The following is a 25,484-nucleotide window of genomic DNA, read 5'->3' as shown; positions in this document are numbered from 1 at the left end:
AAGTCAATGCGTGGTCGTCACGCCTGGGCCAATGTTCTTTTCAAGGAACGCCTGCAGCTTCGTATAGAGCTCGACGTTGTTCTTCTCGTCGTAGAACCCGTGGCCTTCTCCCGGCTTGCTCAGCCATTCGTATGGCTTGTGGGCGGCTTCGAGCGCAGCCCGCATCGCCTTGGCATGGGCAAATGGCGCCCGCTGGTCGTCTTCTCCGTGGATCAGGAACACGGGAACGTCGATCTTGCCGGCCAGGTTCACCGGTGAGTTGGCAGCCAGTTCGGCCGGGTTGTCGCCCATCTGGATGCGCAAGGCATTGCGACCGGCCTTGCTTTCCTGCGTGTCACCCTTCTTGTAGCGCAGACCCATGTCATAGATGCCTGCGTAGCCAACCGCACACTTGAACATGCCGGGCGCGCGAATGGGCGCCATCAGTGCCGAGTAGCCACCGAAGCTGGCGCCGTAGACGCAGACGCGCTGGGGATCGGCATAGTTTTCGGCGATCGCCCATTTGACGGCATCAATGAGATCCTGCTGGATTCCGGTACCCCACTGGCGGTATCCGGCGTCCCGGAAGTTCACGCCGCGACCGCTTGAACCTCGGTAATTCACCTGCAGCACGAGGTAACCGCGGTTGGCCAGAAACTGGGCGTCGCCATCGTAGAACCAGTCGTCCTGCACATCGATCGGACCACCATGAGGCATCAGCACCATCGGCAGCTTTGCAAGGTCGGCACCCTTGGGGATGGTGAGGATGGCTTCCAGCTCCATGCCGTCGCGAGCCTTGAAATGCAGCGGGCGCCGTTCGGCCATCTTGCCCGGATCGATCCACGGCTCAGCTGAGAACAGCTTGATGACCTTGTAGTTCCTGGTATCGATCAGGAAATAGCTGCCCGGGTCACGGTCGCTGCTGACGGAGAACAGCAGCTTCCCGCCATCCTCGCTGAAGTTGACGAAGTGCACGTAGCTCCCGGGAAACTTCAGGCTGAGTGCCCGATGGAGCTTGGCTATCGGTGCGTTGGGGTCGACATAGTTGGGCTGGGGTATACCGGTGGCCAGCGTGGTGGCGAAGGGCCGGTAGGGATGAGGGGTGATCTCCATGATGCCGATGCTGGCAAAGCTGTCGCTGGCCAGGACCTTGCGGTTGCCACCCAGTTCGTCCTGCTCGATCAGTGATGCCGGGCCGCCGTCGACAGACTGACTGGCGTAGATGCGCTGCCGGTCCGGGGTGAAGAAAAGCGGGGTGAAAGTCCCGCCAGCCTGGCTGGGATTCATCTGCGTCCAGTTGCCACCTTGCGAGTGATAGATGACGTAGTCCCAGTTGTCGTTGCGACCGAAGGCATAGTGAGCCTTGCCATCAGGCCCGACCATGAAGCTCAGGCCGCCCACCTTGATCTGGCCGACCAGGTGCCGGGTGTTCCTGCCGGCATCGACATCGTACAGGGTGCTGTAATCCTGGTTGTCCCAGCTGTACGTGGTCATGAAGAAGTTGCCGTTGGCGAGTTCCGGCAGGCCGGCCACGAAACCCCAGCCCCGGTCGGTGCCGCGCGTGCCTGCGCGGGTGCCGTAGTTGCTTTCGGGGCCGTACAGGTAGTCCTGGTGCTTACCGTCGATGTCGGTGGCGATCACCTCGCCGGTTGCCACTGGCTTGTCAATCGAACCCTGTTGTCTGCCCTTTTCCACCACCAACCGCGTGTTGCTGACCCAGGAGATGTCGACGGCCAGTTCGTACTTGGGCAGGCGCAACATGCTGATCGGCTTGCTCATGTCGGCTACGTCATAAACCACCAGGGCGTGCGAATCGCCGTCGGCAAGGTTCATGTTGACGGCGAAGTGCTTTCCGTCCGGGGAAAGGCTGGGCATCGTCAGTGGTGCGTGGCGCGCGAAGTCCTCCGCGGGCACCACATCGGCCGCCACGGCGGCGAGCGGCAATAGCAGGCAAGTAGCGGACAGCAGTGTCCGCGCGAAGTGACAGGACATCGATTTCCCCTTGATGCGATCCGAGTGCAATGAATCAGGCCATGCGACCATGCTTGCATGGTCGGGCCGTGATCTTCCCCGACAGCGGCGCGATTCCCGTTTCCCCGACGCGCGCGGTGCTGTCTGTGGAGGATTCTAGCCCGCGCGGAGCCAGCGTCAAAAGTGGCGGCGGTGGATGTCCGTTGCGCCCTGCCGGCCCGCTACACTTGCTTTTCTTTACCAGTACGCCTCCGTCATGTCCCAGCCCTACATCGTCGATATCAATCCCGTCGCGTTTCATCTCGGCCCGGTGCAGGTGCACTGGTATGGCCTGATGTATCTGTTGGGCTTCTTTTTCGTGGCCGTGCTGGGCGAGTACCGGCGCCGGCGCGGACGGCTTCCGGTCACCCGCGATGCGCTGGGGGATCTGCTGTTCTACGGCATGCTCGGCGTGATCGCGGGCGGGCGCATCTGGTACATGCTGTTCTATGCCGACATCGACTGGATCTGGACCGCACCGCTGACCCTGTTCAAGGTGTGGGACGGCGGGATGAGCTTCCACGGCGGCCTGCTCGGCGTGCTGGCGGCGGGCTGGTGGTGGTCGCGGCGGCAGAAACTGCATTTCTTCGACACCATCGATTTCGTGGCGCCGCTGGTGCCGATCGGGCTGGGGCTGGGTCGTCTGGGCAACTTCATCAATGGCGAGCTGTGGGGCAAGCCGACTGACGTGCCGTGGGCGATGATCTTCCCCCAAGCGCCGGACCGGCTGCCGCGGCACCCTTCGCAGTTGTACGAAATGCTGCTGGAGGGCGTGGTGCTGTTCGCGGTGTTGTGGCTGGTTTCGCTGAAGCCGCGGCCGCGCTACCTGGTGTCGGGCCTGTTCGCGCTGCTATACGGCTGTTTCCGCTTCGCTGTGGAATTCGTGCGCGTGCCCGACGCGCAACTCGGCTACCTGTTCGGCACGTCGTGGGTGACGATGGGACAGATGCAGTCGTTGCCGCTGATCGCCGTCGGGCTGGGGCTGATCGCGATGTCGCGCCGGGCGCCGACGCTGCCGCTGGCTTCCGCTCCGTAAGGCGGGCACGGCCCGCCCTGCGGAACGCAGTCACTCAGAAATTCCGGTCGCCGCCCAGGATGTCGCCCAGTCCGCCGAGGATCGAGCCCTCGCCACGGCGCTGGCCACCGCCTTGCGGTGCCGCGGCCAGCATGCGGCCGGCCATGCGCGAGAACGGCAGCGATTGCAGCCACACCGTGCCCGGTCCGGTGAGCGTGGCGAGGAACACGCCTTCGCCGCCGAACAGCATGCTCTTGATGCCGCCGACCGGCCTGACGTCCATGTTCACCGTGTCGTGGAAGGCGACCACGCAGCCGGTATCCACGTCGAGCCGTTCGCCGGCTTTCAGCTCGCGCTGCACCACGGTGCCGCCGGCGTGCACGAACACCCAGCCGTCGCCTTCAAGCTTCTGCATGATGAAGCCTTCGCCGCCGAACAGGCCGGTAAGGATCTTGCGCTGGAAGAAGATGCCCAGCTGCACGCCGCGGGCGCCGGCCAGGAACGCATCTTTCTGGCAGATCAGCCGGCCGCCGTGGTCGGACAGCTTCATCGCCATCACGGTGCCGGGGTAGGGCGCGGCGAACGCGACCTTCGCCTTGCCCTGGCCGGTGTGGGTGAACACGGTGGTGAACAGGCTTTCGCCGGTGATCACCCGCTTGCCGGCGGACAGCAGCTTGTCCATCAGGCCGCCGCTCTGGCCGCCGCTGGAGCCGTCGCCGAACACGGTGTCCATCCGCACGGCGGCTTCCTTGTACATCAGCGCGCCGGCCTCGGCGATCGCGCTTTCGCCCGGGTCCAGCTCGATCTCGACGAACTGCATGTCGGTGCCGACGATGCGGTAGTCGATCTCGTCGGCGCGGCCGCCGCCCATCGACGCCGGCATCGGCGGTGGCGCCAGCGGCATGCCGCCGAATTCCGCCACGCTGCGGATCGGCTTCCACTCGGTGAAGCCCTCGCTCCAGCAGTAGCCGTCGGGTTGGCGTCGGGCCTGTTCCCGTGCTGCGGCGTCATCAAGCGGGCCGATCCGGTCGGTGTTCTTGCCGTAGCTGAAAAACCACTGGGCCATGCTCGTCTCCTCGCTGGAAAAGCCCGAGTCTATGTCGTGTCGGCGCGCGGCGGCAGTGACCGTTGTCATGCCCCTCGGGCTAGAATCGGCGGATGCGCGCCTACCTCGACCTGCTTCGCCACGTTCTCGACCATGGCACCGAAAAGACCGATCGCACCGGCACCGGCACGCGCAGCGTGTTCGGCTGGCAGATGCGCTTCGATCTCAACCGGGGCTTTCCGCTGGTCACCACCAAGAAGCTGCACCTGAAGTCGATCGTGCACGAGCTGATCTGGTTCCTGCGAGGTGACACCAACATCGGTTACCTGAAAGAACATGGCGTGCGGATCTGGGACGAGTGGGCCGACCCGAACGGCGACCTCGGTCCGGTTTACGGCGAACAGTGGCGCGCCTGGCGCACGGCCGACGGCGGCGTGGTCGACCAGATCGCCTGGGTGATCGACGAGATCAGGCGCAACCCGGACTCGCGGCGGCTGATCGTCAACGCCTGGAACGTGGGCGAGCTGCCGAAGATGGCGTTGCTGCCCTGTCACACGATGTTCCAGTTCTACGTGGCGGATGGAAAGCTCAGCTGCCAGCTGTACCAGCGCTCCGGCGACATCTTCCTGGGCGTGCCGTTCAACATCGCCAGTTACGCGCTGCTGACCCACATGGTGGCCCAGGTCTGCGGGTTGGGCGTCGGCGATTTCGTGCACACCCTGGGTGACGCGCATCTGTACAACAACCACCTGGAACAGGCGCGACTGCAGCTGAGCCGCGACGAGCTGCCGTTGCCGCAGCTGAAGCTCAATCCGGCGGTGGGTTCGATCTTCGATTTCCGCTACGAGGACGTCACGATCGAAGGCTACCGGTCGCACCCGGCGATCAAGGCCGAAGTCGCGGTCTAGGCCTGCGGCTGGAGCCTGCCGAGGCCGGCCTGGAAGGGTGGAATGTCGTCGCAGCCCTGGCGCGGCCTGTTAATATCCAGAGCGATTCGACGGCATCTTCCCCGGATGCCGGTCGCCCCCATGAACCAGCCCTACAAGGATTCTCCATGGCCATCTCGCTGATTGCTGCACTCGACGAAAACTTCGCGATCGGCCGCAAGGGACAGCTGCCCTGGCATCTGCCCGATGACCTGCGCTGGTTCAAGCAACTGACCACCGGCAAGAACGTGTTGATGGGCTACAACACGGCGCTGTCGATCGGCCGCGCACTGCCGGACCGGGTCAACCTGGTGCTCAGCCGCCGCCACGAGGCGCCGTTTCCCGGGCAGATCACGGTACGCTCCATCGAAGAGGCGCAGGCGCGCTGCGACAACACCGGGCTGATGGTGATCGGCGGCGGCATGGTGTTCCACGAAGCCCTGCAGCGCGCGCGCCGCATGTATCTGACCTGGGTCAGCGCCGCCGTCGATGGCGCCGACACGTTCTTCCCGGGCGTGCATTTCAGCGAGTGGACCGAGGTGTCGCGCGTGCACCACAAGGCCGATGCGGACCATGCCTACGATTTCGACATGGTCGAGTACCTGCGCAACAACTGACTACCATGCCGGTCGAGCCGAAACCGGTCATGCACGTGATGGCCGCGGTCATGCTCGATGCGCTGGGTCGCGTGCTGCTGGCGCAGCGACCGCCGGGCAAGCATCTGGCCGGCCTGTGGGAGTTTCCCGGCGGCAAGCTGGAGGCGGACGAGACACCCTTCGAGGCGCTGGCGCGGGAGTTGCGCGAGGAGATCGGCGTCACCCTGCTGCGCGCGGAGCCGCTGATCCGCGTGCCCTGCCACTATCCCGATCGCGAGCTGCTGCTGGATACCTGGCAGACCGAGCAATGGGAAGGGGAGCCGCGGTCGCTGGAAGGGCAGGCCTTGCAATGGCTGCCGCCGGAGCAGGTCGATCCGTCCATGCTGACCCGGGCCGATCGCGCGATCCTGCAGGCGTTGCGCCTGCCCTCCCGCTACGCCATCACCCCGGTCGACGTGCCGCCGGAGCAGGCCGGCGCGTGGTTCGAGCGGATCGGCCAGGCGATCGAACGCAGCGCGCAACTGGTGCAGTTGCACTTGCCGCTGTGGCCGCGCGAGATGGTGCGCGAACTCGCTGCCGGGCTGCTGCCACTGGCCCGCCGCCATGGTTCGCAACTGCTGCTGCACGGTGACATCGAAGGTGCGCAGCTGCTGGATATCGGCGTGCAGCTGCGCAATCGCGAGGTGGCGGCGCTTGGCGGGCGCCCCCTGCCGCCGTCGCAGTTGATCGGTGCCAGCTGCCATGACGCGGCTGACCTGGCCCGGGCCGGGCAGCTGGGTGTGGATTTCGCCACCCTGGCGCCGGTCGCCGCCACGCCTGCCCATCTGCAGATTCCGCCTCTGGGTTGGACCTGCTTCCAGTCGCTGGCGGAAGCAGCGGCATTGCCCGTCTACGCCTTGGGCGGCCTGGCGCCGGCGCACGTCGCCCAGGCCCGCGCCAACAGCGGTCAGGGCGTTGCGGGAACCCGCGAGTTCTGGCCGTGACGTAGCGGTCGCGGGCACCGCCCGCCGGTTTGCCGCCGCATCAGGAAACGCGGCGTGCCAGTTCCAGATAGCGCTGGTGCAGATGGACAACTGCCTGGTCGAGGGCGGCTTCGTCGCCGCTGTTGTCGATGACGTCGTGGGCGATGGCGAGGCGTTCTTGGCGCACGGCCTGGTTGGCCAGCATGCGACGGGCCAGGGTTTCGTCAATGCCGTCTCGCGCCGTCAGGCGGGCAAGCTGGGTCGCTTCGGGCGCATCGACCAGCAGGACGCGATCGATCCAGCGGTAGTGTTCGATGTTCTCGACCAGCAGCGGAATGGCCAGCAGGCAATAAGGGCCCGCTTCGGCCATCGCGCGGTCGTGCAGCCACTGCCGCACGCGCGGATGGATGATGGCCTCCAGCGTGCGGCGCGCGCCCGGGTCGGCGAAGACGCGCTGGCGCATGGCGGCGCGATCCAGGCGACCGGCATCGTCCAGCACGTCGGCCCCGAATGCCGCGACCACTTCGGCCAGGCCCGACGTGCCGGGTTCGATCACGTCGCGGGCTGCCACGTCGGCATCATGCACGTGCACGCCCAGCGCCTCGAAGCGTCGCGTCACCGCGGTCTTGCCGGCGGCGATGCCACCGGTGAGCCCGATCACCAGCGCCGCTCGATGCCCGGTCATCGCATGCCGGTCAGATGCAGATAGCCGTCCAGCAGATCCGGGCCGGCCACGAACCAGACCCAGCCCGCGGCAGCGATGAACGGGCCGAACGGCATCGGGATCTCGCGCTCATGCTTGCGCAGTGCGATCAGGCTGCCGCCCACCAGCGCGCCGATCAGCGAGGACAGCAGCACGATCGGCAGCAGCGCGACCGGGCCCATCCACGCGCCCAGGGCCGCCAACAGCTTGAAATCGCCGTAACCCATGCCTTCCTTGCCGGTCAGCAGCTTGAATCCCCAGTACACGCTCCACAGGCTGAGGTAGCCGATCGCCGCGGCAAGAATCGCGCTGGGTGCGCTGACGAACATCGGCAGCAACGACAGCAACAGACCAAGCCACAACAGCGGCAAGGTCAGCTGATCGGGCAGCAATTGAGTGCGGAAGTCGATGCCGGCTGCCGCGATCAAGACCCAGGTGAACCCCAGTCCCGCCAGCGCGGCCCACGAGGGCCCGAACTTCCACACGATCACCGCGCTCAGGATGCCGCTGAGCAATTCCACCAGCGGGTACTGGATCGAGATTTTCGTCTGGCAATAGCGGCAGCGTCCGCGCAGCAGCAGCCAGCCGAACAGCGGGATGTTGTCCAGCGCCGACAGCGGATGCTTGCAGTGCGGGCAGTGTGACGGCTCGCGCACGATGCCCGGGGGCATGGGTTCGGCGTCGCCCTCGATCTTCAGCACGTCACGGGCTTCGTGGCGCCAGGCCGCAGCCATGCGCTCGGGCAGGCGCAGGATCACCACGTTGAGAAAGCTGCCCACCAGCAGGCCGAGCACGGCGGCCAGGGCAATCCAGAGGGCGAACGGAAGATCGGGCATGCGTCAGCCTTGCTTTTAAGGCCCCTCTCCCTGCGGGAGAGGGGGTGGGGAGAGGGTGCGGCCCCTAGCGAAGTTCAAAATCGCCTCAAGCACCGCCTCGATTTCCTGCAAAACCTGATTGTCCCAGAATCTCAGCACCACGAGGCCTTGTCGCTCCAGCGCACGCGTACGGATGCTGTCCGTTTCCTCGTCGTGTTGCGAACCATCGATCTCGACGACCAGCCTGAGTTCTTCGCAGAAGAAGTCGGCGATATACGGCGGGATGGGGTGCTGACGGCGGAACTTGAGCCCGGCGAGGCGTTTGGCGCGCAGGTGATACCAGAGTTTGAGTTCGGCGTCGGTGCTGGCGGTGCGCAGCAACTTTGCGGTAGTCAACGTTCTGGTGGGCAGAGGCGGTTTGTGGCGCATCGCTTGAACCGCACCCTCTCCCCAGCCCCTCTCCCGAAGGGAGAGGGGCTCTTCGGTCAGACCGTACCGGCGAGCTTGAAGATCGGCAAGTACAGGGCCACCACCATGCCGCCCACGATACCGCCCAGCACCACCATGATGATCGGCTCGAGCAGGGTGGACAGGGTGTCGACCGCGTTCTCCACTTCTTCCTCGTAGAACTCGGCCACCTTGAACAGCATGTTGTCCAGTGCGCCGGATTCCTCGCCGATGGCGGTCATCTGCACCACCATGTTCGGGAACAGGCCGGTCTGCTTCATCGCCAGCTGCAGCTGGTGGCCGACCGAGATGTCGTCGCGCATCTGCCTGACCGCGTCGCCGTAGACGATGCTGCCGGTGGCGCCCGACACGGCCTCCAGCGCCTCGACCAGGGGCACGCCGGCGCGGAAAGTCACGCCCAGCGTGCGCGAGAAGCGGGCGATCGCCGAGTTGCGCACGATGTTGCCCATCACCGGCAGCTTCAGCGACAGCCGGTCCAGGAAGTGGGCGAACTTCAGCGAGCGCTTCTTGGCGAAGACAATCGCCACGATGCTGCCCACGATGATGCCGATCACCAGCCACCAGTAGCTCTGCATGAACTCCGACATGTTCACCAGCACCTGGGTCGGCGCGGGCAGGTCGGCGCCGGCGTCCTGAAAGGTCTTGGAGAACACCGGCACCACGAACAGCAGCATGATCAGCATGACCAGGAACACGACGGCCAGCACCATCATGGGGTAGAACAGTGCCTTCTTGATCTTCTTCTTGATCGCCTCGGTGCGTTCCTTGTAGGTCGCCACGGTGTCCAGCACGGTGTCCAGCACGCCGGAGGCTTCGCCGGCATGGACCAGGTTGCAGTAGAGCTCGTCGAACTGGACCGGGTAGCGGCCCAGCGCCTCATGCAGGGACGCGCCACCCTCGATGTTCTGCTTCACGTCCAGCAGGATGTTCTTGAAGCGGACGTTCTTCTGGCCATCGGCGATGATGTCGAAGGCCTGCACCATCGGCACGCCGGATGCCATCATGGTGGCGATCTGGCGGCTGAAGACGGCCACGTCGCCCGGCTTCACCGTGCTGCCGGAGGAACCGAACAGGGGCTTGGAGCGCTCGCGCACGGTCTGCGGATTCATGCCTTGGCGGCGCAGTTCGGCCTTCACCAGCGAGGCGTTCTTCGCCGGCATGTCCCCCTTCATGCGCTTGCCGCGCTTGTCCAGCGCCACCCACTCGTAGGTGGTCAGCTTGCTGACTTCGGCACGTTGGGCGCCCAGCGCGCGCGCCTTGTCGATATTCGTTGCGGTAGCCGTGGCCATGCGCATCTTCCCCCAGTGGTCCAGTCCCGGCGCCGTCCCCGCGGGCGGCAAACAAGATATTCGTGAAGCTTATGTCATTTTTGCCCCGCCAAACCGTGGCGCCGGACGCAACTTCGGTGCGGCGGCGGTCGCGGTTCGCCGCTTATTCCTTGGTCACGCGGTCGATCTCGATCAGGCTGGTCAGGCCCTGCTTCACCTTCAGCAGGGCCGAAGCGCGCAGGTCGTTCACCCCGGCAGCCTTGGCCGCTGCCGCGATCTCCATGGTGTTGCCGCCCTGCAGGATGATCTTCTGGATCTCCTCCAGCATCGGCATCACCTGGTAAATGCCCACGCGGCCCTTGTAGCCGTCATTGCAGCCGTCGCAACCGCCGGCCTCGTAGATCGTCATCCCCTCGTCGATATCGGCCTGGCTGAAGCCGGCGGCCAGCAGCACCTGCGGCGGCAGATCCATCGGCTTCTTGCAGTCGTGCAGGCGCCGCGCCAGGCGCTGGGCGATGATCAGGGTGACCGACGAGGTGATGTTGTACGGGGCGATGCCCATGTTCATCAGGCGCGAAACCGTCTGCGCCGCGTCGTTGGTATGCAGGGTGGACAGCACCATGTGGCCGGTCTGCGCGGCCTTGATCGCGATCTCGGCGGTTTCCAGGTCACGGATTTCGCCGACCATGATCACGTCCGGGTCCTGGCGCAGGAACGAGCGCAGGGCGCTGGCGAAAGTCATGCCGCGCTTGACGTTCTGCTGCACCTGGTTGATGCCTTCCACGCGGATTTCCACCGGGTCTTCCACGGTGGAAATGTTGCGTTCGGGCGTATTGAGCATGTTCAGGCCGGTGTACAGCGACACCGTCTTGCCCGAGCCGGTGGGGCCGGTGACCAGCACCAGGCCGTACGGCTTGTGGATGGCGTCGATGTAGAGCTTCTGCTGATCCGGCTCGTAGCCCAGCTTCTCGATGCCGATCTTGGCCGAGGAGCCGTCCAGGATACGCATCACGATCTTCTCGCCGAACAGCGTGGGCAGCACGCTGACACGGAAGTCGACCGCGCGGGTCTTGGACAGGTTGAGCTTGATGCGGCCGTCCTGCGGCACGCGCTTCTCGGCGATATCCAGCTGCGACATCACCTTGATGCGCGATGAGATGCGGTTGGCCATCTTCATCGGCGGGTTGGCCACCGTGCTGAGGATGCCATCCATGCGCACGCGCACCCGGTACTGCGTTTCGAACGGCTCGAAATGGATGTCCGAGGCGCCCCGGCGGATCGCGTCGACCAGCACCTTGTTGACGAACTTCACCACCGGCGCGTCGTCATTGCCGGTGGCATCGACGCCGCTGTTCGACTCGTTCTCGCCGTCGCCGGCCTCGATATCGAGCTCGTCGAGGTCGCCGCCACCCATGTCCGGCATGGTGTTGCGAAGGTTGTTCAGCAGGCTTTCGATTACCTTCTGCAGCGAGTTCCGCTCCACCAGGATCGGCTCGACCATGCAGTTGGAGTGGAACTTGATCTCGTCCAGCGCATGCGACTGCATCGGGTCGGCGATGCCCACGTACAGCCGCTTGCCGCGTCGGAACAGCGGCAGCGCCTGGTGCTTGGTGATCAGCGCCTCGCTGATCAGATCCAGCGGCATCGTGGCCGGACTCAACGAGGTCACGTCCATCATTGGCATGCCGAACTCGACCGACGCCACCCGCGTCAGCTCCGCGCTGTCGACCAGGCCGTGGTCCAGCAGCCACGTACCCAGCGCAGCCTTCTGCTGCCCGCTGTCCGCCATGGCCTTGCGGACCACGTCCTCCGCCATCACGCCTTCGGACACCAGCCGGCGCGCCATGCCGGACAGACCCGTAAGCGACGGTTGCAATTGAGATGACATAAACGGCTCGACCTTGCCCCTGTATGTTGTTGAATCTACCGCAGTCCGCCCCGCAGGTCACCCACTGAATGCAATTCCCCGCGGGTCACCGCCGGATAGCCCGACGCAGCGCACAAACGCACAACACCTGCTGCACTCCCCCATGGTTGGGCGACGCCACCGGACCGATTCCTCCCCCTGCTTGCAGGGGGAGGGCAGGAGGGGGTTGGCTCTTGACTTTGCGCTTGCCGCGCAGAGCGACCCCACCCCAACCCTCCCCTGCTTGTTGCAGGGGAGGGAGCAAAGCGCGCAGCTTTGCTCCCGGAGTAAAAATTCCTTACACTAATGTAAGGAAACAACGGGAGATCACCATGACTACCGCCAGCGTCACCAGCAAAGGCCAGATCACGATCCCGGCCGCCGTACGTGCGGCGATGCATGTGCGTGCCGGGGATCGGGTGGAATTTGTGGAAATCGAGCCGGGCAGGTATGAATTCATGGCTGCCACGCGCCCCGTGACCGCACTGAAGGGCATGTTCGGCAAACCGGCCAAGCGGGTGTCGATCGAGCAGATGAACGCAACGATCGCAGCGGCGGGCGCGGCAGCCAAATGATCGGCCTGGATACCAACGTCCTTGTGCGCTACATCATGCAGGATGATGCGGCACAGTCGGCCAAAGCCTCTGCCTTGCTCGATGCGCTGACTGTCGAAGATCCAGGCTGGATTTCGATCGTATCCGTGGTCGAGTTGGCCTGGGTGCTTGGTGCGGCGTACGGGCTGAACCGCACGCAGCTCACGGAAGCGCTGGAAGCCCTGTTGCGCACCAAGGAATTGAGCGTGGAGCGCGCCGCGACCGTCTGGAAAGCGGTGCGCGTGTACCGCGATTCCAAGGCGGATTTCGCCGATTGCCTGATCGCCTGCACCGCGATGTCCGCCGGCTGCGAACGAACCATGACATTTGACCGTGGCGCCGCAAAACACGCGGGCATGACCTTGCTACCGTAGGAACGCTGTTCCCGTCTCCCGTAGGGCGGACACCGTCCGCCGCACCCGCCCGAACCCAGTGACCCTGCGCAGGAGCGCACCCTGTGCGCGAGCCCTCGATCTTCCTCTACTCAAGGCGAACCACCCCGCGCCCCGGTTCCTCCCCAGCTTTCGCAGAGGAGGGAGCAAGGCGCGCAGCTACGGAACCGGTTCCTCCCCCTGCTAGCAGGGGGAGGGCAGGAGGGGGTCAAGCTCTTGATCCAATCCCCGAGATTCCCGCGCTGCCAACTTCCCGCCTGACCCCATCCCCCCCTTCACGCTATGATCCCGGGGTCATCCGGGGGAGCCACCTGTTGAACCGCCTCAGCATCATCCTGCCTGCCAAGAACGAAGCGCCCGCCCTGGCGGCCCTCCTGCCGCAGCTGCGCGCCGCCCACCCCGATGCGGAAATCGTCGTGGTCGACGACGGCTCCACCGACGACACCCGCAGTATCTGCAAGGGCAACGACATCACCTGCCTCAGCGCGCCGTACTCCATGGGCAACGGTGCTGCGATCAAGCGCGGCGCCCGGGCCGCCAGCGGCGACATCCTGGTGTTCATGGACGGCGACGGCCAGCACGATCCCGCCGACATCAAGCGCCTGCTCGACCAGCTGAACCGCGGTTACGACATGGTCGTCGGCGCCCGTGACTGGGACAGCCAGGCCGGCGTCGGCCGCGGCCTGGCCAACACCTTGTACAACTGGCTCGCCACCCGCATGACCGGCCATCCGGTGCTCGATCTCACCTCCGGCTTCCGTGCCGTACGCGCGGACAAGTTCCGCGAATTCCTGCACCTGCTGCCCAACGGCTTCAGCTACCCCACCACCAGCACCATGGCGTTCTTCCGCAGCGCCTACGCCGTGGCCTACATCCCCATCAAGGCCGCCCAGCGCGTGGGCAAGAGCCACATCAAGCCACTGCGCGACGGCCTGCGCTTCCTGCTGATCATCTTCAAGATCGCCACGCTGTACTCGCCGCTGAAGTTGTTCGTGCCGGCGAGCGTGGTGTTCTTTCTGCTGGGCTGTGCGAATTATGCGTGGACATTCATGCATGATGGCCGACTGACAAACATGAGCACGCTGCTGTGGAGCGCCTCGGTAATTGTGTTTCTGATCGGACTGGTATCCGAACAGATCACCGGACTGATGTACCGACGCGATGCCTGACACGATTATGCACGAGCGACCCACGCTCGTTGTATTGGCGTCGACCTATCCTCGTTGGAGTGGTGACCCCGAGCCTGGGTTCGTTCACGAGTTGGCCAAGCGCCTCACCGATCGATTCCATGTCGTCGCCCTGGTGCCCAGCGCGCCCGGTGCTGCGAAACGCGAGATGCTTGATGGTGTCGAAGTGATTCGATATCGCTATGCACCCAGGCGCTTCGAAACGCTCGTCAACGGTGGTGGCATCGTCAACAACCTGCGCCGCAACCGCTGGAAGATGTTCTTGGTGCCCACCTTCGTGCTGGCGCAGGCATGGCGAATCTGGTGCTTGTTGCGCAGCAGAAAAGTTGATGTGATTCATGCCCATTGGCTGCTTCCTCAGGGCCTGATCGTCGCACTGCTGGGCAAGCTGTCCCGACAGGCACCACCTTTCCTGGTCACCTCGCACGGAGCCGATCTGTTTGCCCTGCGAGGCAAGGTACTGAACGCACTCAAACGATTTGTCATTCGCCGGGCTGCATCGACCACCGTGGTCAGCGAAGCCATGCGCGAGGAACTGGCACGGCTCGGAGCAGATGTGGATGCCGTTGCCGTCCAGCCCATGGGAGTCGATTTGATCTCGCGGTTCATTCCCGACATCGCCACGGAGCGATCCCGCGATGAAATTCTCTTCGTGGGGAGGCTGGTGGAGAAAAAGGGATTGCGCCATCTGATAGGCGCCATGCCGTCAATCCTGGATACGTTTCCCTCTGCGCATCTGACGGTGGTGGGCTTTGGCCCGGAAGAGACGGAACGTCGGGCACAGGTGGAAGGCCTTGACCTGCAAGACAAGATTCACTTCATTGGCGCCTTGTCTCAGAGGGACTTGCCAGCCCGCTATCAACGTGCAGCGGTGTTTGTGGCTCCCTTTGTAGAAGCATCCTCAGGTGATCAGGAAGGGCTCGGCCTAGTATGTCTGGAAGCTGCCGGCTGTGGTTGCCCGGTTGTCGTATCCGATTTGCCGGCGACGCGGAACGTACTGCCGGAGGGTGAGGGGAGTATCCGTGTCGGCCCGAGTGACAGCGAGAAGTTGGCCGAAGCAGTGAGGGATATTCTGATTCGCAGGGATGCTCACCTTCGCGGCGTCGAAGTATTCCGGGAAGGGATCATCCGGCGTTTCGATTGGCTGGCAGTAAGTCAAAACTACGCGAAAATTCTTGAGGCTTGCATTGGCCATGGGTAACGAAACTCCAACCGATCGAAAGCCGCACATATCTAAGGACATGCGTTCGCGGAACCTGAAAGGGTTGAAAATTGAGCGCCTGCTGGAGTTGGCCAGTCGACCGCAGCCCATTCACATGCTTGAGGTGGGCACGGGCTCAGGTGGCATCGCCCACTACTTCGGAACCCATCCGCAACTGCGATGCGCAGTCGATGCAGTGGATGTCCATGACAATCGCCAAGTCGCGGATGGCTATCGCTACCATCATGTACGCGATACCCAACTGCCGTTCGCCGATGAGTCTTTCGATGTTGTGCTGACCAACCATGTCATCGAACACGTTGGTGATGAAGGTACTCAGCGCGCCCATCTCGCAGAACTGCGCCGCGTGCTGCGCCCGGATGGCGTGGGCTATCTGGCCGTGCCCAATCGGTGGATGCTGGTCGAGCCGCACTACAAGCTGGCGTTCCTGAGTTGGCTGCCGCATGCCTGGCGCACGCCTTATCTGCGCCTGATGGGCAAAGGCGCAGTATATGACTGCGAGCCACTGCAGATGAGGCAGCTTGAACGCTTTTTCGCAGATGCGGGCCTGGATTGCCGCAACTTGTGCATCGACGCGCTACGGACCACGTTCGAGATTGAGCGGGCGAAGTCTGCGTCTGCTGGCGTGCTGCGACGCATCCCGGATAGGGCGTTGCTTCCGCTGCGCAGAATCATTCCGACGCTGATCTATCGCTTTCATCGTACGACTTCCGAAAACAGTTGATCGAGCTTGAGCGCCTGGTCTTGCCAAGTGGGACGGGGGCCGTATTCAGCGCGCGGTGCGTCCAGAAGATCCAGCATGCGTTTCGCGAAGCTCGCCGCATCCCCGTGTTGAACAAGATGGTCGGTACTTCCCGCCAGCATCCAACGCACCGGTTCTGTGTCTGTGGCCACAACCGGTACGTGACATGCCATGGCTTCACACAGTTTGGCGGGATAGCTGTATCGACCGAAACTGGTGTCGGCGGTAACCACGCAGGCTACGTCCAATGCATTTATCACATCGGGTAGCTGTGCATCCGGGACGTAACCGGTGCTCACCACGCCCGGTTCGGCCAAGGCCTCCGGCGGCGGCTTGCCGCTGAGCACAAGTTGAAGGTCGGGCCGAACGGCGCGTGCTTGCCGAAACGAGTCGATCAACATGGTCGTGCCCCGGTTTCGTGCCCAACTTCCCACGTAACCAACCAAACGCCCCTCAGCCGGCAACCCAAGGGTGCGACGGCAGGCCTGTTTGTCCAGTGGCCGGAATTCCGGATCTGCAGCCATGGGGATGATTTCGACCGGACGTCCGCCCCGACGGTGCGATTGCAGTCGCTGCGCCAGCTGCGGACCCGCCGCCGTCACCAGGTCGGCAGCACGGATTGATCGTCTCCAAAACGCATGCAACGGGAGATTCCACGGCATGTAGGCTTCGTAGTTGTCGTAGGCGTCAATGGCAACGCGGGCTCCCGTGGTGCGCCCCAGTCCATTCGCAATCCAGCCGTAGTAGGTGTCGGACATGCCTACGATCCAGTCGGGTCGGAACTCGGCGGCGTGCCGGCTCAATCTGCGAAAGAAATCTCCGACGCCGAGCGTCCGTATATCCTCGTTGAGCCAGTCCACGTCGGCAATTCGGGTACGTGTAGATGGCAAATGGCGATGACTGCAAAGAAGCACCTGGACTTCATGTCCAAGTGTGGAAAGCTCCACCGGAAGATGGTGGAAGCGACCGTAGGGACGCTCAATGAGGTCGCGCTGTTGTGGATGGCGCTTGCCGACGAAAAGGAGTCTCACGAGTGTTCCATGCAGCAACGCAGAAAATCTGCCAGAGGGACGACTGCACTTCTGAAGTCGTAGTGCATGGCGGCATGGCTAGCCCCCATGCTGTAGTGCGTATAGTCATCCAGGATGGTACGGCACGCCCCGATCAGAGCTTCGACCCCGTGCGAATCCACCTGGATGCCGGCTTGGTGCAGCGATACCGGACTGAGCCCGGCCAAGTTTGAAGCGACTACGGGAAGGCCCGCGGAGAAGTAATTGAACATCTTCCCTGCCGGCGAGCTCAGATAGTTGAAATCATGGCGCCGCCGGCCAAGTTCGTACAGGCATAAGCCGATGTCGAAGTCGCCAAGAAAAGTCGGTAACGCTGCCTCCGGCACGTAGTCCTCGTATACGACCACGCGGCCCGACTCGATGAGATCCCCGTTGTGCGCTCTGACGAGCTCCATGCCGGCGGCATTGCGTAACCCTAGCAAGGTCAAGGTAGCCTGCGGCCACGCACGAGCCAAGTTCAGCATGGCTGCGAGGCCATGCATGGGCATCAGATGACCCATGTAAACCAGTCGAGGGTGTTCGCGGCGAGCAACGCGCACGGGGGGGTGGTGTTGCACTTCCGGGGCGTTCTGCACATAGAAGACCGGCAGCTGGGAAGCGATGGCGCCGCCAAACTGATATTGCAGTCGTTCCGGACTCTGGATGATGATCGAACGGGCGTGTCTTCCTGTTATCAGGCGAAACAGCGGATGCCTGCCCACCTCCAGCGAAAGGAGATGGAAGGGTCGCCCCAGCAGTCGTGCTGCCATGGTGCCGTCGGCATCCACGGCGATGACCTGTGTATGCGGGCCGACAGCGTGACGGGCGGAATGTGCCAAAGCCATGGCGCGGAACGGCCGATACGTGCCGGTTTTCCTGAGCAGCTTTGCAATGCTTCCGGACAGACAGATGCGCCGAAAACGCGGCTGGTCAAGCATCGTGTTATCGACCCGGCCAGTGTCCAGCACATGGGCGCGCACGGCGAAGGATTCCGACAGGATATCTACCAGACGTAGCAGCGTGGGAGAGTAGATCGCCCAGTCGTCCGGAAAAAGGATCAGGACGTCAGGCTTCGTCCCCTGAGAATCCAGGGCATTACTGCCAGTCATCGCCCCGAATCCGCTTGGCCAGATAGCAGGCGCTCCACGTCCGCTCGTCAAGCGGAGCCCCGCTAAGCCAAGCTTCTCCGCACACCAATTCAAAGCCGGCATCGCGGCAGGCGGTGGCAATGTCCTCGCGGAACAGATAGCGCAGGTGGTGGGTTTCCTCGATCAGTTGCCAAGTCTCCGCGGAAGACGGCTGGACGAAGAACCGGTAGCGCACGTCCACGGTCTGCTGCCCTGGGTCGTGGTGAGGCTCGGCGATGCGCACCACCGGTGCGCCTTCCACCATGAGGTCGCGCACTCGCGCTTCGGGGCCCTGCGCACGCACGGCCGGGCCGTGCCAGCTGTCGAACAGGAACAGCCCACCCGGTTCGAGATGTGCCGCTGCGGTGGCGAAGGCGGCAGTCAGTGCTTGCGGCGAGGCCATGTAATTGAGCACGTGGAAGCAGGCGATGACGGCATCGAAACGTTGTCCGGCACGGAAACGGGTGGCGTCGGCGGCAAGGAAGGAGATGCCTTCCACGCCGAGTTGGCGCTGGCGGCCGTTGGCGAGCTCTACCATGTCGCTGCTGGCATCGATGCCGAGCACGCGCAAGCCGCCGCGCGCCAGCTCCACGGCCAGACGGCCGGTGCCCGCACCCAGCTCCAGCACGCTGCGCGGATTGTGGCCGTGCGTATCGAGCAGGCGCGCGACGTAGTTCGCCTCGGCGGCGTAGTCCTTGTCCGCGTAGACGACGTCGTAGAAGCGGGCGAGATCGGCGAAGGCGCTCATGCCAGGACTTCCGTCACGGCTTCGCAAACCCTGTCCTGTTCCGCCTTGGCCAAACCTAACCCGCTTGGAATGTAGAAACCGCGCGTATAGAGGCGTTCGGCTACGGGATAGGACTCGCTCTCGAACAGTCCCTTGCGTTGCAGTACCGGTTGCCAGTGCATCGGGCAGAAGAACGGGCGCGTGCCGATTCCGCGAGCGGCCAGCTGGCGCATGGCTTCTTCGGCATCCATGTCGCGCTCCTCGCCAAGCACGATGCCGTATACCCAGTAGGCGTTGCGCGCGTAACTGGTCTCGACAAGGGGAAGCTGGATGGCAGGCAGCGTTGACAAGGCAGCATCGTAGCGTGCTCCCATGCGGCGCTTGCGGACAAGGAACTCATCCAGGCGTTCCAGTTGCGCAAGACCGAGTGCGGCTTGCAGGTTGGTCATGCGGAGATTCCAGCCCAGACGCTCGTGCACGAAGCGCTTGTGCGGTTGGAAGCAGAGGTTGCGCAGGCTGCGACAGTCATCCGCCAGCTTGTCGTCGTTCGCAAGTACCATGCCGCCTTCGCCCGTGGTGACGTGCTTGTTTGGGTAGAAGCTGAAGGTACTGAGGTCGCCGAAACTGCCGCAGGGTCGCCCCTTGTAGGTTTGGCCGTGCATCTGCGCCGCATCCTCGATCACAGCCAGGCCATGCCGGGCCGCGATCTTTAGCAGCGGGTCCATGTCCACTGGCAAGCCGTAGATGTGCACCACCATGATGGCGCGCGTGCGTGGCGTGATCCTTGCCTCCACCTCACGCACGTCCATGTTCCAAGTCACCGGATCACTGTCCACCAGCACCGGTGTGGCTCCGGCGCGGACGATCTGAGCGATGCAGGAAATTATGGTGAAGGCGGGCAGGATCACTTCGTCACCGGCACCGATGCCCAGCGCCTCGACTGCCGCGTCGAGCGCCGCTGTGCCGTTGCACACGGCGACACCGTGGTGACGATCGACGCGTTCGGCGAAGGATTCCTCGAAGCGCCGAACAAACGGCCCTTCGGAGGAAATCCAGCCTGACTCGATGCATTCGAGCAGGTACTTCCTTTCGTTGCCGTCGAGCAACGGCGTGTTGACGGGAATGCCGGTTGTGCTCATGTGTTGCTGTCCTTGGTCACGATGCGATCGCCCGAAACCGGATCGAACCGCGTCTTGTCCTGATCGCCGCAGTAGGGCCCTTGCTTGACCTCGATGATCTCGGTGGGTTCGAGCATTTCGAAGCCATGCCCGCCGAAGGCCAGCAGGATCACGTCGCCGGCCACGAGCACGGTGCTTTGCAAATACTCCTGCGCTTCGGTGTAGAAATCGACGCGAACCCGACCGCTACGGATCAACAGGACTTCCTTGGTGTACTGGACTTCTCGCCGCACGGCGTTGTGCACGTGCGGGGGGATGACGTACCCGGCTGGACGGTTCATGTAGCCGAGCTGTTGGGAGTAGGTGCCCGGAGTGAAGAACTCGATGCCTTCATGACGGAAATCACGGCGGACGATCAGGGCAAGTTCTTTGTTGCCGCAACATATGCGCTCAATCATAGGTTCACCAAGCCAGTGAAGTTACACGTTCGCGCCTGTTCTGCCGCGCTGCTTTGCGAAGATCAAATGAGCGTTCCACTTGAACAGCAGGGTTACCAGCTTACGTCGCAATATTCTGTAGGGAGTTTCGCATGCGACACCGTCCATGAAATCGCGCATGGCTTTAGCGCAATCGCTGTCGTGGAGAACATGAACAGCGCCAATGCCATCGTACGATTCTGTGGTTTTTGTGGCATAAATGCCAGAATCCGCAGCATGTGTGCCGGTGCCATCGTTGCCTATATTCTCGACATGCGATCGGCCGGGATGCAAAGTCAATTTGCCCGCCAGGAAAAGGCTCGCATGCCAGTTTGACGCCCAAGAAAAGTTCCGCCCCCAAGCGCGTTTGATGAGATGAACGAGCGAATGGTGCCCGTAGATACTAAGGTATGCGTCTATTTGATCATTTGCCACGAGTTCGCTGACGAGCTCATGAGTATCTTCACGGTAGAGGCTCCAGCGGTCCGTCCAGGTCGCCCAGCCCCAGCAATCGCCGCCGCGCAGGAAGAAATGATCCGGCAGACCAGCGATCGGCGGGCTGTATGCGTGGATCGAACCGACCCGCAAATCCGATTCGAAGCGATCCAGTCCTTCGTTCATGTAGGCCAGAAAGAACGGTGAGACGAGGATATCGTCCTCGACGACAATCACTCGGCCCGCATCGGCGAGTACACGACTCACGCCCCCCGTGATCGCGGAATAGAGCCCTTGATTGGCTTTGGATGCATGCACCGTGACCGTTCGGAATCCCTGCACAGCACGCACCGCGTCCAGCACTTTAGCGACAAGCGGGCACTCTGCTTCGTTGCGAGCGCCGTCCACGAATACATGCAGATCTGTTGCCTCCGCCTGCGGATTAGCGGCAAGTGCAGCCAGGGTTCGCTCGGTGTGCGCGGGGCGGTTGAACGCGAAATATGCGATTGGCGCGTAGTTTGCGGACATTGTCTACAAACCGAGCACGTTAACGTCGCGGTACAGGATGGCCGTGCAGCCTGGGTGCTTGCTGACCGGTTGTGGCCCATGCAGCGGGAGCAGCTTGAATCCCTGTCCGCGTAATGCCTCGACAGCGGATCGATATTCTTCGCGCTGTGCATCGTCAAGCACGATCACTCCACCATTGTCCAGAAGGCTTGGTGCGATCGCGAGGCACTCGTTGCGAAAAATGCCATCCACAATTACCACACTGTAGGTCCCTGAAATGAGCGCGGGCCGCAGGTAATCCTCTGCACTGCCGGCGGATACGCGAATCAGTCGTGCATTGCATTTGTTGGTTACATGATCTGCCCAGTCCGCGTCATGCTCTATGGCTACGGCTTCGCGCACATGGCGACTCCACCATAGCGTTCCCATGCCTGCGCCGAACTCGAGTACGCGCCAATCTGGCTTGACGCGCTCGCGGAGAAAGTGCAATGCGGGATAGGTGAACCACGGCATGGGCTCACCGCTCGCATCGAGAGCGATGCGCTCGGCGCGGGTACGAATCCAGCCCACCTGATCCAGGTAACCTGAATTGCTCGCTTCAATGCGCGCGATGCAGTGTCGTATCCACATAGGAAGCTTCATGTTCCGCTCCGGAAGCGGGGAAACAGTGCGCGGTTCTTCATGTGGAACAAGGCTCGTGTTTGCGGATGAAAGGCATCGATCAGGTAGGTGGCCGTCACTTGTGCGGCGAGCGTCGCGGCTGCGGCGCCCGCAACCCCGAAGCGCGGGATGAAGAATAGGTTAAGCACCACGTTTAACACAGCACCTACCATTGTGCGACGCAGGGCGTGACCAGTACGACGTTCAAGCACCAACCAAGACGAGCTGAGCACACCCAGTGCGACGAACGGTGCGGCTAGAACCAAAATACCCAACGCCTGCGCTGATGCAGCGAAGGTGGGCCCGTACAGCAACTCTACAAGTGGTTTCGCGAACGCCGCTGCAATGAGCGCGATCACAAGGTGCAGATAAAAACCGTTGCGCATCAGGCTCGTAAGCGTCTGGTCGCGTAGAAAAGGGTCGGCTTCCGATTGGCGGGTAAGGATTGGCAGCGCTGCACGAAGCAACAAGGCTGGGAGCACCAGCGGCACTTCGGCCAAGGCGACAATCGCCGAATACAGGCCGACCTCGCGCGGCCCGAGCAAGGCGGCGATCATGAATTGATCGATGCGCATGTAGACGAACACGGCGATGCCACTGAGGAGTAGCGGCAAGCTGTCGCGCAGCAGAGGAAGTGCGCTTGCGAGAAGGATGGGCTCGGACTCGGGTGCGATCAAGTTGCGGTCGCGGGAGGAGAGCGCCAACAGCAACGAGCGGAGCGCCCATTCGCCGACCAACAGCCACGTGAATACCGCGACGCCTGCGTCGGTGAGTGCAAATGCCAGCCGCGCCAGTGCAGCCAACGGCGAGGACAGCGCGGTTGCGAAGGCAACGCGTCGGCTGCGCCCGGCGGCTATTAGCCGCCACTCGGCCAGGTCGCCGACTTGCGCAAACGGCAGCAGACAAAGGATTAGAAGTAGGCTGGAGACCCCATACCCGCGTGCATTTGGTGTCAAGGTGATTGCGAGCAACACTGTGCAACCAAGCAGCGCGCCGATCACGCGCATGCGGCGGAGCACGGACAGCATCGGTGGGTGGCGAAAGGGATCTGCGGTGGACAGTTCACGCGTTGCGATTTGCTCCAAGCCCAGAGACGCGGCAGATCCGACGAACAGTGCGATAGCTGACGCAAGCGAGAGCAGGCCGAATTCCGCAGGGCCAAGATGACGCGCGACAGCAAGAGTTGCCGCGATACTGGCTACGCCCTGAACGATTTTTGCAACCGCGAGCCATCCGGCCTGCCGCAGAATGTTCGTCGAGGGCAGCAAGCGCAGCGTGGAATTGACGACGCGCAATGGAATCTTGAGTGCGCTCATTGCGAGACAGCATCGCCCCCCGCATGCGCCGATTCGCTCGCAAGCCAGGCGCGCCATGCCTGCGCAAGTCCATCACGCAAGGCGATGCGTGCCTTCCAGCCCAGTGCTTCCATGCGTGTGGTGTCGAGCTGTTTGCGTGGCGCGCCGTCGGGCTTTGACGGATCGAACATGAGTTCGCCGCGAAAGCTGACGACATCAGCGATCATGTGCGCAAGTTGCGCGATGCTCAGCTCCTGGCCGGAGCCGATATTGACGATGGACTCGCTACTATAATCGCGCATAAGAAGTAACAGCGCATCGGTAAGGTCGTCCGCATGCATGAATTCACGCAGCGGTTTACCAGTGCCCCAGATAAGCACCTTCGCTTCACCGCTCTGCGTGGCCTCGTGCAGTCGCCGTATCAACGCCGGCACCACATGCGAATTTTCCGGATGATAGTTGTCGCCCGGCCCATAGAGATTGGTCGGCATAGCACAGATTGCGTCGAAGCCGTATTGCCTGCGATAGGCCTGGCACATCTTTAGGCCCGCGATCTTGGCGATGGCGTACCACTCGTTGGTCGGTTCGAGTGGGCCAGTCAGCAGGTATTCCTCCTTGATCGGCTGCGGGCAGTCACGCGGGTAAATACAGGAGGAGCCGAGGAAAAGGAGCTTTTTCGCACCGTGTTTCCAAGCGCTGTGGATCACGTTGGTCTGGATGGCGAGGTTGTCGCGCAGGAATTCCGCTGGATAGGTATCGTTGGCGTGGATGCCACCGACCTTGGCGGCTGCCAAGAAAACGTACTCGGGGCTCTCGCTGGCGAAGAAGGCTTCCACAGCGTGCTGGTCGGTCAGGTCCAGCTCTTGCCGCGTGCACAGCAAAAGGTTGTCGTAGCCTTCCGCCTGCAAGCGCCGGACGATGGCTGAGCCAACCATGCCGCGATGGCCAGCAACATAGATTTTGGAAGACATCCGCATCGAGTTCATTCGTGGTGCTGCGCGATCCGGAAGCCAGAGCGTTCGACCAAGGCGTCACGGCGTGCATGGGAAAGGTCGGTTGTCATCATCTCGCGTACAAGCTCCTCGAAGCCAATGCGGGCCGTCCAACCGAGTTTTTCGCGGGCCTTGGTCGGGTTGCCCAGCAGCGTATCCACTTCGGCTGGCCGGTGGTAGCGTGGGTCGATGGCAACCATGCACTGGCCTGGTTTTGCTGCGGAATCGGTGGATGCACTGGCAAGTACGGCTTTCTCGTCGAGACCGTTGCCGACCCATTCCAGCACCATGCCTAGTTCGCGCGCAGCGCAGTCCACGAATTCGCGCACGGCATGCTGTTTGCCGGTAGCGATCACATAGTCCTCGGCCTGCGGCTGTTGCAGCATCAGCCACTGTGCTTCCACGTAATCCCGAGCGTGCCCCCAGTCACGGCGAGCATCGAGGTTGCCCAGATACAGGCATTCCTGCAGGCCGAGATGGATGCGGGCCAAGGCGCGGGTGATCTTGCGGGTGACGAAGGTTTCTCCGCGGATGGGCGATTCGTGGTTGAAGAGGATGCCGTTGCAGGCGTACATGCCGTAGGCCTCGCGGTAGTTGACCGCGATCCAGTAGGCATAGAGTTTGGCGACGCCGTAGGGCGAGCGCGGGTGGAACGGTGTGCGTTCGCTTTGCGGTGTTTCGGCCACCAGTCCGTAGAGCTCCGAAGTTGAGGCCTGGTAGAAACGGGTGCTGCTCTCCAGGCCGAGGATACGGATAGCTTCCAGCAGGCGCAGCGTGCCCAGGGCGTCCGCGTTGGCGGTGTACTCGGGCGTCTCGAAGGAGACTTGCACGTGGCTTTGCGCACCGAGGTTGTAGATTTCGTCGGGCCGCACCTGCTGGACAATGCGGATCAGGTTGGTCGAGTCGGTCAGGTCGCCATAGTGCAGTACCAGCTTTCGGTTTGGCGTATGCGGATCCTGGTACAAGTGATCAATGCGCTCGGTATTGAAGGATGACGCGCGTCGCTTGATGCCATGGACCTCATAACCCTTGGCCAACAGGAATTCCGCCAGATAGGCGCCGTCCTGGCCGGTAATTCCCGAGATAAGCGCGCGCTTCATGTGTGATCCGATGGCAGTTGGTTGCCGCAAGGTAACAGTCTAAATGCTGGCTGTCCGTGTGCGTAGGGGCAGTTGTATCCATGGTGCTTGGCGGTTCGCGATTGCTCATGTCATCGCACATGCACAGACGGTCGTTCCGCAGTCTGCGAAATTCCAGGGCGCGTCACGG

The 25,484-nt window shown here is 62.9% G+C and carries 26 protein-coding genes; 9 read left to right on the top strand and 17 right to left on the bottom strand.

Going from position 1 to position 25,484, the window contains the following annotated elements:
• Nucleotides 1-3 precede the first annotated feature (3 nt).
• Nucleotides 4-1,854: an alpha/beta hydrolase family protein gene (locus UU7_RS14530; protein ID WP_238530960.1), complete on the bottom strand. Its 1,851-nt coding sequence runs from the start codon at nucleotides 1,852-1,854 to the stop codon at nucleotides 4-6.
• 352 nt (nucleotides 1,855-2,206) lie between these two features.
• Between UU7_RS14530 and lgt the strand changes: the two genes are divergently transcribed.
• Nucleotides 2,207-3,025 (top strand): prolipoprotein diacylglyceryl transferase, encoded by an 819-nt coding sequence (gene lgt / locus UU7_RS14525; protein ID WP_007809548.1) that lies wholly within the window; start codon nucleotides 2,207-2,209, stop codon nucleotides 3,023-3,025.
• A 34-nt stretch (nucleotides 3,026-3,059) separates the two neighbouring features.
• On the opposite strand, the gene UU7_RS14520 is transcribed toward lgt, so the two are convergent.
• Nucleotides 3,060-4,070, bottom strand: a complete 1,011-nt coding sequence (locus UU7_RS14520) for a TIGR00266 family protein (RefSeq protein ID WP_007809546.1) — start codon at nucleotides 4,068-4,070, stop codon at nucleotides 3,060-3,062.
• Between the two features lie 92 nt (nucleotides 4,071-4,162).
• On the opposite strand from UU7_RS14520, the gene UU7_RS14515 reads away from it, so the two are divergent.
• The 3 genes from UU7_RS14515 (at nucleotide 4,163) to UU7_RS14505 (ending at nucleotide 6,554) form a co-directional block, all read left to right on the top strand.
• The gene (locus UU7_RS14515) at nucleotides 4,163-4,957 is read left to right on the top strand and encodes a thymidylate synthase (RefSeq protein WP_007809544.1); all 795 of its coding nucleotides are present in this window, start codon (nucleotides 4,163-4,165) and stop codon (nucleotides 4,955-4,957) included.
• A gap of 146 nt (nucleotides 4,958-5,103) precedes the next feature.
• Nucleotides 5,104-5,592 carry a dihydrofolate reductase gene (locus UU7_RS14510; RefSeq protein ID WP_007809542.1) on the top strand — a complete coding sequence of 163 codons (489 nt, stop codon included), beginning with the start codon at nucleotides 5,104-5,106 and terminating at the stop codon, nucleotides 5,590-5,592.
• A gap of 29 nt (nucleotides 5,593-5,621) precedes the next feature.
• Entirely contained in the window at nucleotides 5,622-6,554 is a 933-nt protein-coding gene (locus tag UU7_RS14505) for a Nudix family hydrolase (protein WP_007809540.1), read from the top strand.
• Nucleotides 6,555-6,594: 40 nt separating this feature from the next.
• Here UU7_RS14505 and coaE read toward each other — a convergent pair whose 3' ends face one another.
• The 5 genes from coaE to pilB all read right to left on the bottom strand — a co-directional run bounded on the left by coaE (nucleotide 6,595) and on the right by pilB (nucleotide 11,675).
• Entirely contained in the window at nucleotides 6,595-7,218 is a 624-nt protein-coding gene (gene coaE / locus UU7_RS14500; protein ID WP_007809539.1) for a dephospho-CoA kinase, read from the bottom strand.
• Nucleotides 7,215-8,072, bottom strand: coding sequence for a prepilin peptidase (locus tag UU7_RS14495; RefSeq protein WP_007809538.1), 858 nt, complete (start codon nucleotides 8,070-8,072; stop codon nucleotides 7,215-7,217). Before UU7_RS14495 ends, coaE begins: the two co-directional genes overlap by 4 nt.
• A 15-nt stretch (nucleotides 8,073-8,087) precedes the next feature.
• A complete protein-coding gene (locus UU7_RS14490; RefSeq protein WP_007809537.1) occupies nucleotides 8,088-8,480 on the bottom strand; it encodes an endonuclease domain-containing protein in 393 nt (130 codons plus the stop codon).
• Nucleotides 8,481-8,536: 56 nt separating this feature from the next.
• Nucleotides 8,537-9,808, bottom strand: a complete 1,272-nt coding sequence (locus tag UU7_RS14485) for a type II secretion system F family protein (protein ID WP_007809536.1) — start codon at nucleotides 9,806-9,808, stop codon at nucleotides 8,537-8,539.
• A gap of 142 nt (nucleotides 9,809-9,950) precedes the next feature.
• The gene (pilB, locus tag UU7_RS14480; protein ID WP_007809535.1) at nucleotides 9,951-11,675 is read right to left on the bottom strand and encodes a type IV-A pilus assembly ATPase PilB; all 1,725 of its coding nucleotides are present in this window, start codon (nucleotides 11,673-11,675) and stop codon (nucleotides 9,951-9,953) included.
• A 350-nt stretch (nucleotides 11,676-12,025) separates the two neighbouring features.
• On the opposite strand from pilB, the gene UU7_RS14475 reads away from it, so the two are divergent.
• From UU7_RS14475 to UU7_RS17765, 5 genes are all read left to right on the top strand, one after another.
• On the top strand, nucleotides 12,026-12,268 hold the full coding sequence (locus tag UU7_RS14475; RefSeq protein WP_007809534.1) for an AbrB/MazE/SpoVT family DNA-binding domain-containing protein: 243 nt from the start codon (nucleotides 12,026-12,028) through the stop codon (nucleotides 12,266-12,268).
• Nucleotides 12,265-12,660, top strand: coding sequence for a type II toxin-antitoxin system VapC family toxin (locus UU7_RS14470; protein WP_007809533.1), 396 nt, complete (start codon nucleotides 12,265-12,267; stop codon nucleotides 12,658-12,660). The genes UU7_RS14475 and UU7_RS14470 overlap by 4 nt, the downstream gene beginning before the upstream one ends.
• Before the next feature lie 332 nt (nucleotides 12,661-12,992).
• Nucleotides 12,993-13,847 carry a glycosyltransferase family 2 protein gene (locus tag UU7_RS14465; RefSeq protein ID WP_007809532.1) on the top strand — a complete coding sequence of 285 codons (855 nt, stop codon included), beginning with the start codon at nucleotides 12,993-12,995 and terminating at the stop codon, nucleotides 13,845-13,847.
• 91 nt (nucleotides 13,848-13,938) lie between these two features.
• Entirely contained in the window at nucleotides 13,939-15,066 is a 1,128-nt protein-coding gene (locus UU7_RS14460) for a glycosyltransferase (RefSeq protein WP_202946807.1), read from the top strand.
• Nucleotides 15,059-15,811 (top strand): class I SAM-dependent methyltransferase, encoded by a 753-nt coding sequence (locus UU7_RS17765; RefSeq protein ID WP_157582327.1) that lies wholly within the window; start codon nucleotides 15,059-15,061, stop codon nucleotides 15,809-15,811. The genes UU7_RS14460 and UU7_RS17765 overlap by 8 nt, the downstream gene beginning before the upstream one ends.
• Here the strand turns inward: UU7_RS17765 and UU7_RS14450 are convergent.
• Genes UU7_RS14450 through gmd form a run of 10 tightly spaced genes read right to left on the bottom strand, consistent with a single transcriptional unit; the run spans nucleotide 15,784 to nucleotide 25,315 of the window.
• The gene (locus UU7_RS14450) at nucleotides 15,784-16,860 is read right to left on the bottom strand and encodes a glycosyltransferase (protein WP_238530959.1); all 1,077 of its coding nucleotides are present in this window, start codon (nucleotides 16,858-16,860) and stop codon (nucleotides 15,784-15,786) included. The two genes, UU7_RS17765 and UU7_RS14450, sit on opposite strands and share 28 nt — an antisense overlap.
• A complete protein-coding gene (locus tag UU7_RS14445; RefSeq protein WP_007809528.1) occupies nucleotides 16,857-17,987 on the bottom strand; it encodes a glycosyltransferase family protein in 1,131 nt (376 codons plus the stop codon). Before UU7_RS14445 ends, UU7_RS14450 begins: the two co-directional genes overlap by 4 nt.
• Nucleotides 17,974-18,753 (bottom strand): class I SAM-dependent DNA methyltransferase, encoded by a 780-nt coding sequence (locus tag UU7_RS14440; protein WP_007809526.1) that lies wholly within the window; start codon nucleotides 18,751-18,753, stop codon nucleotides 17,974-17,976. The genes UU7_RS14445 and UU7_RS14440 overlap by 14 nt, the downstream gene beginning before the upstream one ends.
• Nucleotides 18,750-19,871 carry a DegT/DnrJ/EryC1/StrS family aminotransferase gene (locus UU7_RS14435; protein ID WP_007809525.1) on the bottom strand — a complete coding sequence of 374 codons (1,122 nt, stop codon included), beginning with the start codon at nucleotides 19,869-19,871 and terminating at the stop codon, nucleotides 18,750-18,752. Before UU7_RS14435 ends, UU7_RS14440 begins: the two co-directional genes overlap by 4 nt.
• Entirely contained in the window at nucleotides 19,868-20,308 is a 441-nt protein-coding gene (locus UU7_RS14430) for a cupin domain-containing protein (protein ID WP_007809522.1), read from the bottom strand. Before UU7_RS14430 ends, UU7_RS14435 begins: the two co-directional genes overlap by 4 nt.
• 21 nt (nucleotides 20,309-20,329) lie before the next feature.
• Nucleotides 20,330-21,289, bottom strand: a complete 960-nt coding sequence (locus tag UU7_RS14425) for a glycosyltransferase family protein (protein ID WP_157582324.1) — start codon at nucleotides 21,287-21,289, stop codon at nucleotides 20,330-20,332.
• Nucleotides 21,290-21,292: 3 nt separating this feature from the next.
• Nucleotides 21,293-21,910 (bottom strand): O-methyltransferase, encoded by a 618-nt coding sequence (locus tag UU7_RS18470; protein WP_157582321.1) that lies wholly within the window; start codon nucleotides 21,908-21,910, stop codon nucleotides 21,293-21,295.
• Nucleotides 21,907-23,244: an oligosaccharide flippase family protein gene (locus UU7_RS14420; RefSeq protein ID WP_007809513.1), complete on the bottom strand. Its 1,338-nt coding sequence runs from the start codon at nucleotides 23,242-23,244 to the stop codon at nucleotides 21,907-21,909. The genes UU7_RS18470 and UU7_RS14420 overlap by 4 nt, the downstream gene beginning before the upstream one ends.
• On the bottom strand, nucleotides 23,241-24,194 hold the full coding sequence (locus UU7_RS14415) for a GDP-L-fucose synthase family protein (RefSeq protein WP_274378299.1): 954 nt from the start codon (nucleotides 24,192-24,194) through the stop codon (nucleotides 23,241-23,243). The genes UU7_RS14420 and UU7_RS14415 overlap by 4 nt, the downstream gene beginning before the upstream one ends.
• A gap of 11 nt (nucleotides 24,195-24,205) precedes the next feature.
• Nucleotides 24,206-25,315, bottom strand: coding sequence for a GDP-mannose 4,6-dehydratase (gene gmd / locus UU7_RS14410; protein ID WP_007809509.1), 1,110 nt, complete (start codon nucleotides 25,313-25,315; stop codon nucleotides 24,206-24,208).
• Nucleotides 25,316-25,484 lie beyond the last annotated feature (169 nt).

The organism is Rhodanobacter spathiphylli B39, from assembly GCF_000264295.1.
Classification (GTDB): domain Bacteria; phylum Pseudomonadota; class Gammaproteobacteria; order Xanthomonadales; family Rhodanobacteraceae; genus Rhodanobacter; species Rhodanobacter spathiphylli.
This window is presented reverse-complemented; position numbering and strand designations above follow the sequence as displayed.

Bases quoted from the DNA above. Each gene is read 5' to 3' on its own strand.
- UU7_RS14530 (WP_238530960.1), bottom strand. From the start codon at position 1,854: ATGCCCAGCCTTTCCCCGGACGGAAAGCACTTCGCCGTCAACATGAAC.
- lgt (WP_007809548.1), top strand. From the start codon at position 2,207: ATGTCCCAGCCCTACATCGTCGATATCAATCCCGTCGCGTTTCATCTC.
- UU7_RS14520 (WP_007809546.1), bottom strand. From the start codon at position 4,070: ATGGCCCAGTGGTTTTTCAGCTACGGCAAGAACACCGACCGGATCGGC.
- UU7_RS14515 (WP_007809544.1), top strand. From the start codon at position 4,163: ATGCGCGCCTACCTCGACCTGCTTCGCCACGTTCTCGACCATGGCACC.
- UU7_RS14510 (WP_007809542.1), top strand. From the start codon at position 5,104: ATGGCCATCTCGCTGATTGCTGCACTCGACGAAAACTTCGCGATCGGC.
- UU7_RS14505 (WP_007809540.1), top strand. From the start codon at position 5,622: ATGCACGTGATGGCCGCGGTCATGCTCGATGCGCTGGGTCGCGTGCTG.
- coaE (WP_007809539.1), bottom strand. From the start codon at position 7,218: ATGACCGGGCATCGAGCGGCGCTGGTGATCGGGCTCACCGGTGGCATC.
- UU7_RS14495 (WP_007809538.1), bottom strand. From the start codon at position 8,072: ATGCCCGATCTTCCGTTCGCCCTCTGGATTGCCCTGGCCGCCGTGCTC.
- UU7_RS14490 (WP_007809537.1), bottom strand. From the start codon at position 8,480: ATGCGCCACAAACCGCCTCTGCCCACCAGAACGTTGACTACCGCAAAG.
- UU7_RS14485 (WP_007809536.1), bottom strand. From the start codon at position 9,808: ATGGCCACGGCTACCGCAACGAATATCGACAAGGCGCGCGCGCTGGGC.
- pilB (WP_007809535.1), bottom strand. From the start codon at position 11,675: ATGTCATCTCAATTGCAACCGTCGCTTACGGGTCTGTCCGGCATGGCG.
- UU7_RS14475 (WP_007809534.1), top strand. From the start codon at position 12,026: ATGACTACCGCCAGCGTCACCAGCAAAGGCCAGATCACGATCCCGGCC.
- UU7_RS14470 (WP_007809533.1), top strand. From the start codon at position 12,265: ATGATCGGCCTGGATACCAACGTCCTTGTGCGCTACATCATGCAGGAT.
- UU7_RS17765 (WP_157582327.1), top strand. From the start codon at position 15,059: ATGGGTAACGAAACTCCAACCGATCGAAAGCCGCACATATCTAAGGAC.
- UU7_RS14445 (WP_007809528.1), bottom strand. From the start codon at position 17,987: ATGACTGGCAGTAATGCCCTGGATTCTCAGGGGACGAAGCCTGACGTC.
- UU7_RS14440 (WP_007809526.1), bottom strand. From the start codon at position 18,753: ATGAGCGCCTTCGCCGATCTCGCCCGCTTCTACGACGTCGTCTACGCG.
- UU7_RS14435 (WP_007809525.1), bottom strand. From the start codon at position 19,871: ATGAGCACAACCGGCATTCCCGTCAACACGCCGTTGCTCGACGGCAAC.
- UU7_RS14430 (WP_007809522.1), bottom strand. From the start codon at position 20,308: ATGATTGAGCGCATATGTTGCGGCAACAAAGAACTTGCCCTGATCGTC.
- UU7_RS14425 (WP_157582324.1), bottom strand. From the start codon at position 21,289: ATGTCCGCAAACTACGCGCCAATCGCATATTTCGCGTTCAACCGCCCC.
- UU7_RS18470 (WP_157582321.1), bottom strand. From the start codon at position 21,910: ATGAAGCTTCCTATGTGGATACGACACTGCATCGCGCGCATTGAAGCG.
- UU7_RS14420 (WP_007809513.1), bottom strand. From the start codon at position 23,244: ATGAGCGCACTCAAGATTCCATTGCGCGTCGTCAATTCCACGCTGCGC.
- UU7_RS14415 (WP_274378299.1), bottom strand. From the start codon at position 24,194: ATGTCTTCCAAAATCTATGTTGCTGGCCATCGCGGCATGGTTGGCTCA.
- gmd (WP_007809509.1), bottom strand. From the start codon at position 25,315: ATGAAGCGCGCGCTTATCTCGGGAATTACCGGCCAGGACGGCGCCTAT.